Raw genomic sequence first — 12556 nt, 5'->3', positions numbered from 1 at the left:
TCATCCGTCTAACTGTCTGCATTGCCGGCCCCGCACAGCGGATACCGGCCAGGGAATATTGTCCCAAGTTTCCGGCCCGTTCCGGCGCCGGCCCTCCATGCCACTTCCGCCTGCGTGTGCTCAGGCGGCGGCCTGGCGGAAATCCGGCGCTCGCACCAGCCGGTTCATGCTGAAAATGGCCATCTGTTGCTCGCCCACCCGGCTTTCGGCAAAACGCACCAGTCGCGGATCATCTTCGCGCCCGGCATCGCGCCGCTGTTCCTCGTCGACCGTACGCTGGCCGAACACCTCGTCCACCAGCAGGGCCACGTTGCCGCCACCCTGACGCACCACCAGCAAGCGGGTCCGGTCGGTGTGCTGCGTGCGCTCGCCGAACAGGAATCGGCCGAAGTCGATCACCGGCACCAGGTTGCCGCGCACATTGGCCACGCCGAGCAGCCAGGGCTGGGTGCCCGGCACGGCGGTGAGCACGGGCACGGCCAGCAACTCGTTGATCTCGTCGATGCCGCTGACCAGCAGGCGCGAACCCACCCGGAAACCGATGCCGCGCCACAGTCCGGGCGCCTCGAACTTTTCCTGCGTGTCCGACGCGTGAGCCAGCGACAGCCGCTCGTACTGGGCAAGGATCTCGAAAGGGGTGCGGTTGACGGACTGGTTCATTTCTCGCTCGGCAACAATTCGTTGATGCAGGCCAGCAGTTCTTTCTCGTTCACCGGCTTGGTGATGAAGGCCCGCGCACCCTGGCGCAGTCCCCACACGCGATCGGTTTCCATCGACTTGGTGGTGATCATCACGATCGGGACGTTCTGGGTCTTCGGATCGCGGGTAAGCGTGCGCGTTGCCTGGAAGCCGTTCATGCCGGGCATGATGACGTCCATGATGACGAGGCCGGGCAGATCGCTGCGCACGCGCTCGATGCCCTCTTCGGCGGTATTCACCGCCGCCACCTGGTGTCCCGCGCGTTCAAGCAGGGTGGTGAACACGCGCACGTCGGTCGGCGAGTCGTCGATGATGAGAATATTGGCCACAGGTCCCCCTCAGAATCTGCAGTCAGTGGCTCGATACCGTGCTGACATGGCGATGGATGGCACCAAGCAGCTCGTCACGCGTGAACGGCTTGGTCAGATACTGTTCGGCACCCACGATGCGGCCGCGGGCCTTGTCGAAGAGGCCGTCCTTGGAGGACAGCATGATCACCGGCGTGGCGCGGAACTGGGGGTTGTTCTTGATCAGCGCGCAGGTCTGATAGCCGTCCAGCCGCGGCATCATGATGTCGACGAAGATGATCGCCGGCTTCTGGTCGGAGATCTTGGCCAGGGCCTCGAACCCGTCGACCGCAGTCAGCACGTCGCAGCCCTCTTTCTTCAGAAGGGTCTCGGCCGTGCGGCGGATGGTCTTCGAGTCATCGATCACCATGACCTTGAGACCAGCCAAATCGTTAGCACTCACGTTCAAATTCACTCACTCCCCCTGCGGCCCGCCCCGAGCTCAGGATAGGCACCACGACATGCAACGTCCATGCCGGACGGTGCGCATGCAAAGTTTATTCTTGACGAGCCATCGGCAACCGCTCTGGGACGGTGATTCCGATGGCTTTGCTGTTTACTGCCTGCCCGCCGAGACTGTCAAGCAATAATCACCCGTGTTGTCTGAGGACTGCACAAGGTGACCCATAGTGGCACCATCTGGCCACCGACGACAGCCTCGACCGCTGCCGTCCGCGTCGTGACGTGATGGCCTCCGCGGTCTTCCATCTTAATATAGCGGCCTGCTGTCCCGCTCCCCTCCGCGTGGCGGCCCATTCCGGAGAATCACGATGAGCCTCGCGATCGGCGTGCTGATGGACCCCATCGGCGCAATCAAGGTGGCAAAGGACAGCAGCTTCGCGATGCTGCTGGAAGCGCAGCGCCGCGGCCATTCGCTGCACTACCTCGAACAGGGCGACCTGGCGCTGCGCAACGGTGATCCGTGGGGACGCATGGCCACGCTCGAGGTCCGTGATGATCCGGCCCACTGGCACACCCTGGGCACGCCGCAATGGCGCGACCTGCGCCAGCTCGACGTGGTGCTGATGCGCAAGGACCCGCCGGTCGATGCGCAGTTCATCTACGACACCATGGTGCTGGAAGTCGCCCAGCAAGCCGGCGTGGCCGTGGTCAACGACCCGCGCTCGCTGCGCGACTGCAATGAAAAGCTGTTTGCCCTGCAATTCGGGCAATGCATCGCGCCGACCCTGGTGGCGCGCGATGCCGGCGAACTGCGCCGATTCGCCGCCGAGCACGGCGAAGTGGTGCTGAAGCCGCTGGATGGCATGGGTGGCCGCGGCATCTTCCGGGCGCGGGCGGGCGACAGCAACCTGAACTCGATGCTGGAGACGCTGCTGGGCGGTGACGCCCACGGCGAAGGGCGCCAGTTCGCGATCGCCCAGAAGTACATCCCGGAAATCACCGCGGGCGACAAGCGCATCCTGGTGATCGATGGCGAACCGGCCCCCTACGCCCTGGCGCGAATCCCCCAGGGCAACGAATTCCGCGGCAACCTCGCTGCCGGCGGGCGCGGCGAAGGGGTTCCGCTGTCCGATCGCGACCGCTGGATCGTCGAACAGGTGGCGCCCGAACTGCGCCGGCGCGGCCTGCTGTTCGTCGGCCTCGACGTGATCGGCGACTACCTGACCGAGATCAACGTCACATCCCCGACCTGTGTGCGTGAACTCGACGCCCAGTTCGGGCTTAACATTGCCGGTCAGCTGTTCGACGTCATCGAGCAGCACGTTTCCGGAAACCGCGCCGCGTGAGCCACACTGCAAGCGTCAACTCCCCGCCCGATCCGATCGGCGCCACTTTCCTGTTTTCGCTGCTGCTGCATGGCGTGTTGCTGCTGGGCATCACCTTCCACTTCGTGAAGCCCTCGCCGAGCCTGCCCACGCTGGACGTCACCCTGGTCAACGTGGCCAACCGGCAGGCGCCGGACAAGGCGGACTTCCTGGCCCAGGCCAACAACACCGGCGGCGGCCAGAGCGATCGTGCCGCGCGCCCGTCGGCGCCGTTTTCCGGCGCGATCCCCAAGCCCGACCCCGGGATTGCGGCGCAACCGGTCGACGCCACCACGCCGCAGCCGCGCGAGGCCACCCCGACCCGCATGGTCACCACCAGCAGCGCCAGTGATTTCCAGGTGACCAGCGACACCGCCCGGGATCAGGTGGACCCCCAGCAGCTGACCCCGACCGCGGAAGAACTGAAGCGCCGCGAGGCCATCGCGCAACTGGCCGCCGAACTGCGCAAGAAGAAGGTCGACTACGCCAAGCGGCCCAAGGTGAAGTACCTCACCGCCAGCACCCGCGAATACGCCTACGCCGCCTACATGCGGGGCTGGTCCGACCGGGTGGAGCGGGTGGGCAACCTCAATTACCCCGAAGAGGCGCGCCGCCAGGGCTTGCACGGCGACGTGCTGCTCACCGTGGTGCTCAACCTCGATGGCAGCATCAAGACCATCGAAGTGATCCAGAGCTCCGGCCAGAAGGTGCTGGATGCCGCCGCCGAGCGCATCGTGCGCCTGGCGGCCCCGTTCCCGCCGGCCCCGAAAAGCGCCGAACGCATCGATCAGCTCAACATCACCCGCACCTGGCGCTTCCAGCCGAACAACGTGCTGCAGACTCGCTGAACCTCACGGCACGCGGTTCGGCGAACGGCCCGCACTGCGCTTACAATGCGCGCATGACCGCCGTGCAGCCATCCACACTCACCGGACACTTCCTGATCGCCATGCCCAACCTGGCCGATCCGCCGTTCTCGCGCGGCGTCGCCCTGCTGTGCCAGCACGACGAGGATGGCGCGGTCGGCCTGCTGGTCAACCAGCTTTCCGAGTACAGCTTCGGCGACGTGCTGGCCCAGATGAAGCTGGAGTGCGCGGACAGCGAACTGGCCGATGCGCCGGTCCTGATCGGTGGTCCGGTGCAACAGGAGCGCGGCTTCGTGCTGCATCGCGAGCCCGGCCCCTGGGATTCCAGCTACCGCATCAACGATCACTGGTCGGTCACCACCTCGCGCGACATCCTGGTCGCCATGGCCGCCGGTGAAGGCCCGCGCCAGGCGATCATGGTGCTCGGCTACGCAGGTTGGGACGCCGGCCAGCTGGAACAGGAACTGATGGCCAATGCCTGGCTGACCGCCGAAGCCAGCGACCGGGTGGTGTTCGACACGCCGCTGGAAGAGCGCTGGAGCGCCGCGGCCGGACTGGTCGGCGTCGATCCGCGCCAGTTGTCCGGTTACGCGGGCCACGCATGAGTTGCGCGTTCGGCTTCGATGTCGGCAGCAAGATCACCGGCGTGGCGATCGGCAACAGCTTCACCGCCAGCGCCCGCGCACTGGCCACGCTGGCCGTGCATGACGACACGCCGGACTGGAACCGGCTCGATACGCTGCGCCGCGAATGGCAGCCGGACACCCTCGTGGTCGGCCTGCCGCTGACCCTGGATGGCGCCGAGCAGCCGGCCAGCCGTCGCGCCCGCCGTTTCGCTGCGCAATTGCAGGAGCGCTACGGGCTGCCCGTGGTGCTGGTCGACGAGCGACACAGCTCGCAGGAAGCCGCCCAGCGTTTTGCCGGCGCCCGCGCGCTGGGCCTGAAGCGACGCCGCGACGCGGCAGCCATCGACGCCGAAGCCGCCGCGGTCGTGCTGGAGCGCTGGCTCGGCATGGCCACGACGAGCAGCGCGCCAGACGCCGATCACTAGAACCCCCTCCCACCTCCAGACCGCCCGCCATGAGTCCTCGCCTGCGCCATCTCACCACCCTGGAAAACCTGCCGCGCGAGACCATCGAGCGCCTGCTCGACCGCGCCGAGGCCCTGCGCGACGCCTGCGCCCACGGCACCCGCAAGCTCGACGTGCTGGCCGGACGCACAGTGCTGAACCTGTTCTTCGAGCCCTCCACGCGCACCCGCACCTCGTTCGAGCTGGCGGCGCGGCGGCTGGGCGCCGACGTGATCAACTTCGACATCGGGCTGTCATCGACCAGCAAGGGCGAGGAACTGTTCGACACGCTGCATACGCTGGAAGCGATGCACCTGGACGCCATCATCGTGCGGCACAAGCAGTCCGGCACGCCGGACGAGCTGGTTCGCCATGCCATGAGCGGGGTCTCGGTGATCAATGCGGGCGACGGCAACCGGGCCCATCCCACCCAGGGCCTGCTGGACGCGCTGACCATCCGCCAGCATCGGCCGGACATGGAGAACCTGCGCGTCGTGATCTGCGGCGACATCAAGCACTCGCGCGTGGCGCGCTCGGACATCAATGCCTTGAACGCGCTCGGCGTGAAGGAGATCCGCCTGTGCGGACCCGCCGAGCTGATGCCGGACGCCAACGAGGTGCCCAGGGGCTCGCGCCATGACGATTTCGATGAGGCCATCGAAGGCGCCGACGCGGTGATCATGCTGCGCCTGCAGAAGGAGCGCATGGCCAGCATCGAGCTGCCCGACGAGGCTGCCTACTTCGCCCACTACGGCCTGGACCGGCGACGCCTGGCGCGGGCCGCCCCCGGCTGCCTGGTGATGCACCCGGGGCCGATCAACCGCGGCATCGAAATCGCCTCCGACGTCGCCGACGGCGCGCAGTCGCGCATCCTCGAGCAGGTGGGCAATGGCGTGTTCGTGCGCATGGCCGTGCTGAACGAAGTGCTGGCACGCTGAAGCGCAGCGATTACGGCACCGCAGCACGGTCCCGGGCAAGCGGGCATAATGTCCCGCGCGGCATTCACCACACTGGGGATCATCATGCGATCGACGACGCGATACATCGCGCTGGGCTTCGCCGGCATCATGCTGGCGGCCTGCGGGCACAAGGACAAGGACGCACCACTGGCTTACGTTCCGGCGGACACGCCGTACGTGATGGCCAATCTCGACACCATGGACGACAGCACCCGTGGCGCCCTGCTCGCGCAGGCCGATGCGCAACTGCCGTCCCAGCTGGCGCAACTGGATGCCGCGGCCGATCGGCTGGCCGCGAAGGACCCGGAGGGTGCACGCCTGCTGCGCGCGCTGCACGCCGAGTTCAAGGGCAAGACCATCGAAACCTTCGCCGAAGGCGCAGGCATCAATCTCAAGGGCTACTCCGCGTTCTATGGCCTGGGCCTGGCCCCGGTCGCGCGCTTCGACCTGAGTGACCCCGCCGCGTTCGACGCGTTCGTCGGCCGGCTGGAAACCGCCTACGGCAAGAAGCTGGAGGTGGCCAGCATCGACAAGCAGTCCTACCGCCGCTTCACCTCCGCCGCCTCGGGCACGCAGATGGTCCTGGCCACCGTCGGCAAGCAGGCGGTCGCCGCGCTGCTGCCCGGCGACGCCTCGCCGGCGCTGTTGCGTCAGGCACTGGGACTGGACCGTCCGCAGAAGAGCCTGCAGGACGACGGTCGCCTGGCCACCCTGGCCAAGGCCAAGGGCTACCAGAAGTGGCTGGTCGGCCAGTTCGACCTCACCCGCGCGCTACCGCTGGCGGTGAGCGGCAAGGACCCGCTGGTGAATGCGATCCAGAAGGCCCGCGCCCAGGCGGTGTCGGCCAAGACCGGCGAGCCGGTGGCCACCCAGTTGCAGACCTCGCCCAGCTGCAGCGCGGACGCGGCGCGCATCGCCGCTCGCGTGCCCACGATCAGCTTCGGCTACACGCAGCTCGATGCCAAGCACCAGGACGCCCGCGTCGACATCGCCCTGGCGGACGACATCAGCCAGGCCTTCGCCGGCCTGAAAGTGGCCTTGCCCGGACTGGGCAAGGCCGGCAGCGCGCCGTTCGACCTCAGCATCGCGCTACCGATCGCCAGCATGCGCGGCTTCTGGATGGCCCAGGCCGACGCGGTCGCCGCCAAGCCGTTCACGTGTGCCTCGCTGACCGACCTCAACGACAGCTTCGCCAAGCTGGGCCCGGCGATGCAGAAGGCGGCGATCCCGCCGTTCGGCGACATGCTGGGAGTGCGCCTTGCGCTGGATTCGCTGAGCGCCGGCAAGGATTCCGCCATGCCTTCGTTCACCGGGCGCCTGGTGCTCGGCACCAGCAATCCCGAAGGACTGCTGGCGATGGGCCAGATGATGGTGCCCGCGCTGTCCCAGCTGAAGCTGGGCCACGACGGCGCGCCGCAGGCGCTGCCCAAGGACATGGTCGGCATGCTGGGCCAGCCTGCATGGGTGGCGATGAGTGAAAAGGCGCTCGCGCTCGGCGTCGGTGCCGGCGAAGACAGCCACCTGGCCGACACGCTGAAGGAACCCGGCGGCGACGCCGGCCAGATGACGCGGATGCACATCAGCGGCGCCATGTACGTCAGCTGGCTGCAATTGATGGAACAGAAACTCGATGCGCTGGCTGCTGCCACCGCCACGCTGGGCAAGAGTGACGAGCCGTCGATCGACGACGGCAGCGACGCCACCAGCGCCGCCGACGAACTGGCCCGTTCCAGGGCGCAGTTCGCCGCGATGAAGGCCCAGGCCGAACGGGTCGACAGCATCGATGCCGAGATGCACGTGGACAAGAGCGGCATGGTGATCACCAGCCAGACCGTGCTGAAGTAACCCGCTCGTCGGAACCGAAAGCCGGGGCGCCGTCGCGTCCCGGCTTTTTTGTGCCCGCAACGAACAGATGCCGAACATGCCGATGACATCCCGTTCGCATCCGTGATCGGGGACTGAACGGAGCGTGTCGCGGCGACATGCCTTTCACCCTCCGGCTGGTGCCATGTCCCAAGGAAGCCGCTGCATGGCATCCCGCCTGCCACCGGCAGGCCCCCACCGCCAGTCAGGGAGATCGAATATGCGCCATTCCAAGATCCGCACCAGCCTCTGTGCCACCGCCATGATGTTCGGCTTCGCGGCCATTCCGTTCGGCCAGGTGATGGCCCAGGACAACGCCAGCCAGATGCAGAAGGCGTCGGACAACCAGACGGTGCCCGACAAGGCCGCCGACGCCTGGATCACCACCAAGGTGAAGTCCGAGTTCGGCACCACCAAGGGCGTGTCCGCCACCGACATCTCGGTGTCGACCAATGACGGGGTGGTGACCCTCAGCGGCACCGTTTCCAGCGCCGCGGAGAAAGACAGCGCCGAGCGCGTTGCGAAGAGCGTCAAGGGCGTCAAGAGTGTCGACGCCAGTGGGCTGACCGTCGGCGTCGCCGAAAAATGATCGCGGCATGAGGGTGGCGACGCCACCTTGCTGAAACGAAAAAGGCGCCCCAGGGCGCCTTTTTCCTCATCCGGAAGCTGCCTCAGCGATTGAGGAAATTCGCACCGCCAAGGTTGTTCCCGTCGCGCGTCTCCTCCAGTTCCACGCCGTCCAGGCCCTGCGACAGGGTATGCGCATCGCCGCCCTGCGCCAGCTTGATGCGCAGGCGCACCTCGTTGGAACTGTCGGCGTAACGCAACGCGTCCTCGTAGCTGATCTCGCCAGCGTGATAGAGCTCGACCAGGGCCTGGTCGAACGTCTTCATGCCCAACAGGGTGGACTCCTTCATCACTTCCTTCAGCTTGTGGATCTCGCCCTGGCGGATGTAGTCCTGCACCAGCGGCGTGCCCAGCAGCACTTCCACCGCCACGCGGCGCGCCTTGCCGTCCGGGGTGGGGATCAGCATCTGCGCCACGATGCCCTTCAGGTTCAGCGAAAGGTCCATCAACAACTGCTGGCGACGGTCTTCCGGGAAGAAGTGCAGGATGCGATCCATGGCCTGGTTCGCGTTGTTCGCGTGCAGCGTGCACAGCACCAGGTGGCCCGTTTCGGCAAAGGCAATCGCGTGGTCCATGCCCTCGCGGGTACGCACCTCGCCGATCATGATCACGTCCGGCGCCTGGCGCAGGGTGTTCTTCAGGGCGTTGTCCCAGCTATCGGTGTCGATGCCGACCTCGCGCTGGGTGATGATGCAGCCCTCGTGCTTGTGCACGTATTCGATCGGGTCCTCGATGGTGATGATGTGGCCGGTCGAATTCTGGTTGCGGTAGCCGATCATCGCCGCCAGCGAGGTCGATTTGCCCGAGCCGGTGGCACCCACGAAGACGATGATGCCGCGCTTGGTCATCGCCAGCTGCTTGAGCACCGGCGGCAGGGTCAGCTCCTCGATCGACGGAATCTTCGACTCGATCCGGCGCAGCACCATGCCGACGCAGTTGCGCTGGTAGAAGCACGAGACGCGGAAGCGGCCCACGCCTTGGGCGGAGATCGCGAACTGGCACTCGTGGGTCTTCTCGAACTCCTCGCGCTGGCCCGGCGTCATCACGTTGAGCACCATGTCGCGCGCCTGCTGCACGCTGAGCGGGCTCTGCGTGATCGGCACGATGCGGCCCTGCACCTTCATCGACGGCGCCACGCCCGCGGTGATGAACAGGTCGGACGCCTTCTTGTGCACCATCAGCTTCAGGAAGGAGGTGAAATCAAAATCGCTCATGGCTCTAACCCCGGGAATAGGGAATGGGGAATAGGGAATCGGAAAGCTGATGTCCGGCGCAAGTCGGTTGCAGGGAGGCGAGTGTTCAAACCGCAGCCACGCAAGGCGCGCGACTTTTCAACGATTTCCGATTCCCCATTCCCGAATCCCCGCTTCACTTGAAGCTGTCCTTGTTCTTGGCGTACATCGAGGCTTCCTGACGGGTCACCAGGCCACGCTTGACCAAGTCCTGCAGGCACTGGTCCAGCGTCTGCATGCCGAACTGCTGGCCGGTCTGGATCGACGAATACATCTGCGCGACCTTGTCCTCGCGGATCAGGTTGCGGATCGCCGGGATGCCGACCATGATCTCGTGCGCCGCGACGCGGCCGCCGCCGACCTTCTTCAGCAGCGACTGCGAGATGACCGCGCGCAGCGACTCGGACAGCATCGAGCGCACCATCGGCTTCTCGCCGGCGGGGAACACGTCGATGATGCGGTCGATGGTCTTCGCCGCCGAGCTGGTGTGCACGGTGGCGAACACCAGGTGGCCGGTTTCCGCGGCGGTCAGCGCCAGGCGGATGGTTTCCAGGTCGCGCAACTCGCCGACCAGGATGTAATCCGGGTCCTCGCGCAATGCCGAGCGCAGCGCCTCGTTGAAGCCGTGCGTATCGCGATGCACCTCGCGCTGGTTGATCAGGCACTTTTGCGAGGTATGCACGAACTCGATCGGGTCCTCGACCGAGAGCATGTGACCGTATTCGTTCTTGTTGATGTGGTCGACCATCGCCGCCAGCGTGGTCGACTTGCCCGAGCCGGTCGGGCCGGTCACCAGGATCAGGCCCTGCGGCTGCTCGATCAGTTCCTTGAACACCCGGGGGCAACCCAGGTCTTCCAGGGTCAGCACTTCGGACGGAATGGTACGGAACACCGCGCCCGCGCCGCGGTTCTGGTTGAACGCGTTGACGCGGAAACGGGCCAGCCCGGGAATCTCGAACGAGAAGTCGGTCTCGTAGAACTCTTCGTAGTCGCGCCGCTGCTTGTCCGACATGATGTCGTAGATCAGCGAGTGCACCTGCTTGTGTTCCAGCGCAGGGATGTTGATGCGGCGGACATCGCCATCAACGCGGATCATCGGCGGCAGCCCGGCGGACAGATGCAAGTCCGAGGCCTTGTTCTTTACCGAGAAGGCAAGCAGTTCGGCAATGTCCATGAAGTCGTTTCCCCTAAACCGAGCGTCTGGATGGCATGAATTCGGGCGCTGCAATCGGGACCGTCGATCGTCCGCAGGCGTGGTGCGCCGCAACGCATGTTGCCTGGCGCCACCTCGCAGCCCGGACGAGCCGTTCCAATCCCCTTGCAGCCGGGTCGATACTACTCGCGCAAGCGGCTGTGCGGCCAGTCTTTCCAGCCGCCAGCGCGCAAAGTGTCGACCCGGTTTGCGCGGTCTGTCGTAAAACCGCGATCCGACCTTCGCCGGCGCATCGATGGCGGTCGTCGCCGGATGCCCCCACCACGGAATCGGCGCTCGGTGCGACGGCTCCGGTAAGGTACGCGGTCTGGACGATCCACCTGACCCATCCGAGGAACCCTGCATGACACGACTTGCCTTCATCGGCGGCGGCAACATGGCGCGCAGCCTGATCGGCGGCCTGCTGAAGACCGGGGTGGCGCCGGCCACGGTGAGCGTGGCCGAGCCGCTGGCCGAAGCGCGGCAGACGCTGGGCCGCGAATTCGGCATCGCCTGCTACGCCGAGAACCGGCTTGCCGCGTCGGAAGCCGAGGTCATCGTGCTGGCGGTCAAGCCGCAGATCATGCCGGCGATCCACGCCGAACTGCGCGACACCCTGCAACGCAATCGCCCGCTGCTGATCTCGATCGCCGCCGGCGTGCGGCTGGACCAGCTGGAACGCTGGTTCGGCAGCGGCCTGCCGATCGTGCGCTGCATGCCCAACACGCCGGCCCTGATCGGCGCCGGCGCCACCGGCCTGTGCGCCAACAGCCGGGTCAGCCCGGCGCAGAAGGCCCAGGCCCAGCACATCCTGGACGCCGCCGGGATCACCCGCTGGATCGACGACGAGGCGCTGATGGATACGGTCACCGCCTTGTCCGGTTCCGGCCCGGCCTACTTCTTCGCCCTGGTCGAGGCGCTGGAAGCGGCCGCCGTGGCCCAGGGCCTGCCCCGCGACACCGCCCGCGCGCTGGCCGCGCAGACCTGCCTCGGCGCTGGCCGCATGCTGGTCGAAGGCGGCGAAGACCCCGCGCTGCTGCGCCAGCGCGTCACCTCGCCCAACGGCACTACCCAGGCCGCGCTGGAAAGTCTTGCCGCCGACGGGCTGCCGCACATCGTGGCCCGTGCGGTCCACGCCGCCACCCGTCGCGGAGCGGAACTGGCCAACGAACTGGACAAGCTGTCGTGAGCTACCTGCTGAACGCCCTCTCCATGCTGATCGAGCTGGTCTTCGAGGCGGCCGTCACCCTGCTGCTGCTGCGCGTGGCCGCCGAAGCCTGCCGCGCCGACTTCCACAACCCGCTGAGCCAGTTCATCTACCGTTACACCAACCCGGTGCTGGCGCCGATCCGCCGCGTGCTGCCGAACTGGCGCCGGATCAACCTGGCCGCCCTGCTGCTGGCCTGGCTGGCGATGCTGCTCAAGCGCGTGCTGCTGTTCGCCCTGCAGGGCGTGATGGCGCACCCGTTGGGACTGATCGTGCTGGCGCTGGCCGAACTGCTCGACTTCGCCCTGCTGTTCTATCTGGTGCTGATCTTCGGCTGGTCCCTGCTGAGCATGTTCTCGGTGGACCAGCGCCATCCCCTGCTCAAGCTGGCCGGCGCCCTGGTGGCCCCGCTGCTGCGCCCGCTGCGCGGCAGGCTGGTCGCCGGTCAGATCGACTTCGCGCCGATGGTGGTGATGATCGTGTTGCTGCTGGCGCGCCTGCTGATCGCCGCACCGCTGCTGGATCTGGGGGCGCGGTTGGCACTGGGCGCCTGAGATTTCTCTTGTACGCGGCGGCTCTGGTCGCTGCCTTTCTTGAAGCAAGAGCTTTCGCCCTCCTGCGGAGGGAGAGTCACTTTCTGCCTCTTGCTTCGATGTGCCTAGAAGCAAAAGCTTCAAAAAGCTTCAAGTGCAGAGCGGTCGATCGCCTTCGGCGACCGAGTCACTTTTC

General features: G+C 66.5%; 14 protein-coding genes. 9 read left to right on the top strand and 5 right to left on the bottom strand.

Annotated features, from left to right (window positions below):
* Positions 1-120: 120 nt before the first annotated feature.
* From I6J77_RS04280 to I6J77_RS04270, 3 genes are read right to left on the bottom strand one after another with little or no spacing between them, the layout of a single operon-like run.
* Entirely contained in the window at positions 121-660 is a 540-nt protein-coding gene (locus tag I6J77_RS04280; RefSeq protein WP_056717819.1) for a chemotaxis protein CheW, read from the bottom strand.
* Positions 657-1028, bottom strand: coding sequence for a response regulator (locus I6J77_RS04275; protein WP_007809635.1), 372 nt, complete (start codon positions 1026-1028; stop codon positions 657-659). The genes I6J77_RS04280 and I6J77_RS04275 overlap by 4 nt, the downstream gene beginning before the upstream one ends.
* 22 nt (positions 1029-1050) lie before the next feature.
* Positions 1051-1461 carry a PleD family two-component system response regulator gene (locus tag I6J77_RS04270; protein WP_274378300.1) on the bottom strand — a complete coding sequence of 137 codons (411 nt, stop codon included), beginning with the start codon at positions 1459-1461 and terminating at the stop codon, positions 1051-1053.
* Positions 1462-1816: 355 nt separating this feature from the next.
* Here I6J77_RS04270 and gshB point away from each other — a divergent pair, with 355 nt between their 5' ends.
* The 7 genes from gshB (at position 1817) to I6J77_RS04235 (ending at position 8158) form a co-directional block, all read left to right on the top strand.
* On the top strand, positions 1817-2794 hold the full coding sequence (gshB, locus tag I6J77_RS04265) for a glutathione synthase (protein ID WP_204110695.1): 978 nt from the start codon (positions 1817-1819) through the stop codon (positions 2792-2794).
* Positions 2791-3660 carry an energy transducer TonB gene (locus tag I6J77_RS04260; RefSeq protein ID WP_056717816.1) on the top strand — a complete coding sequence of 290 codons (870 nt, stop codon included), beginning with the start codon at positions 2791-2793 and terminating at the stop codon, positions 3658-3660. Before gshB ends, I6J77_RS04260 begins: the two co-directional genes overlap by 4 nt.
* Positions 3661-3713: 53 nt before the next feature.
* Positions 3714-4283: a YqgE/AlgH family protein gene (locus I6J77_RS04255; protein WP_056717815.1), complete on the top strand. Its 570-nt coding sequence runs from the start codon at positions 3714-3716 to the stop codon at positions 4281-4283.
* Positions 4280-4729 carry a Holliday junction resolvase RuvX gene (gene ruvX / locus I6J77_RS04250; RefSeq protein ID WP_056717814.1) on the top strand — a complete coding sequence of 150 codons (450 nt, stop codon included), beginning with the start codon at positions 4280-4282 and terminating at the stop codon, positions 4727-4729. The genes I6J77_RS04255 and ruvX overlap by 4 nt, the downstream gene beginning before the upstream one ends.
* A 29-nt stretch (positions 4730-4758) precedes the next feature.
* Entirely contained in the window at positions 4759-5685 is a 927-nt protein-coding gene (locus tag I6J77_RS04245) for an aspartate carbamoyltransferase catalytic subunit (RefSeq protein ID WP_204110694.1), read from the top strand.
* A gap of 84 nt (positions 5686-5769) precedes the next feature.
* Entirely contained in the window at positions 5770-7551 is a 1782-nt protein-coding gene (locus tag I6J77_RS04240) for a hypothetical protein (protein ID WP_040673521.1), read from the top strand.
* Between the two features lie 238 nt (positions 7552-7789).
* Positions 7790-8158 (top strand): BON domain-containing protein, encoded by a 369-nt coding sequence (locus tag I6J77_RS04235; RefSeq protein WP_204110693.1) that lies wholly within the window; start codon positions 7790-7792, stop codon positions 8156-8158.
* 82 nt (positions 8159-8240) lie between these two features.
* Here I6J77_RS04235 and I6J77_RS04230 read toward each other — a convergent pair whose 3' ends face one another.
* The gene (locus I6J77_RS04230) at positions 8241-9410 is read right to left on the bottom strand and encodes a PilT/PilU family type 4a pilus ATPase (protein ID WP_204110692.1); all 1170 of its coding nucleotides are present in this window, start codon (positions 9408-9410) and stop codon (positions 8241-8243) included.
* A gap of 154 nt (positions 9411-9564) precedes the next feature.
* Positions 9565-10602: a type IV pilus twitching motility protein PilT gene (locus I6J77_RS04225; protein ID WP_007809667.1), complete on the bottom strand. Its 1038-nt coding sequence runs from the start codon at positions 10600-10602 to the stop codon at positions 9565-9567.
* A 382-nt stretch (positions 10603-10984) separates the two neighbouring features.
* Here I6J77_RS04225 and proC point away from each other — a divergent pair, with 382 nt between their 5' ends.
* Both proC and I6J77_RS04215 read left to right on the top strand, forming a co-directional pair.
* A complete protein-coding gene (gene proC / locus I6J77_RS04220; RefSeq protein WP_204110691.1) occupies positions 10985-11809 on the top strand; it encodes a pyrroline-5-carboxylate reductase in 825 nt (274 codons plus the stop codon).
* Entirely contained in the window at positions 11806-12381 is a 576-nt protein-coding gene (locus tag I6J77_RS04215) for a YggT family protein (protein WP_204110690.1), read from the top strand. Before proC ends, I6J77_RS04215 begins: the two co-directional genes overlap by 4 nt.
* Positions 12382-12556 lie beyond the last annotated feature (175 nt).

It is taken from the genome of Rhodanobacter sp. FDAARGOS 1247, assembly GCF_016889805.1.
Lineage (GTDB): Bacteria > Pseudomonadota > Gammaproteobacteria > Xanthomonadales > Rhodanobacteraceae > Rhodanobacter.
This window is presented reverse-complemented; position numbering and strand designations above follow the sequence as displayed.

Bases quoted from the DNA above. Each gene is read 5' to 3' on its own strand.
- I6J77_RS04225 (WP_007809667.1), bottom strand. From the start codon at position 10,602: ATGGACATTGCCGAACTGCTTGCCTTCTCGGTAAAGAACAAGGCCTCG.
- I6J77_RS04235 (WP_204110693.1), top strand. From the start codon at position 7,790: ATGCGCCATTCCAAGATCCGCACCAGCCTCTGTGCCACCGCCATGATG.
- I6J77_RS04255 (WP_056717815.1), top strand. From the start codon at position 3,714: ATGACCGCCGTGCAGCCATCCACACTCACCGGACACTTCCTGATCGCC.
- I6J77_RS04280 (WP_056717819.1), bottom strand. From the start codon at position 660: ATGAACCAGTCCGTCAACCGCACCCCTTTCGAGATCCTTGCCCAGTAC.
- I6J77_RS04240 (WP_040673521.1), top strand. From the start codon at position 5,770: ATGCGATCGACGACGCGATACATCGCGCTGGGCTTCGCCGGCATCATG.
- gshB (WP_204110695.1), top strand. From the start codon at position 1,817: ATGAGCCTCGCGATCGGCGTGCTGATGGACCCCATCGGCGCAATCAAG.
- I6J77_RS04245 (WP_204110694.1), top strand. From the start codon at position 4,759: ATGAGTCCTCGCCTGCGCCATCTCACCACCCTGGAAAACCTGCCGCGC.
- I6J77_RS04230 (WP_204110692.1), bottom strand. From the start codon at position 9,410: ATGAGCGATTTTGATTTCACCTCCTTCCTGAAGCTGATGGTGCACAAG.
- ruvX (WP_056717814.1), top strand. From the start codon at position 4,280: ATGAGTTGCGCGTTCGGCTTCGATGTCGGCAGCAAGATCACCGGCGTG.
- proC (WP_204110691.1), top strand. From the start codon at position 10,985: ATGACACGACTTGCCTTCATCGGCGGCGGCAACATGGCGCGCAGCCTG.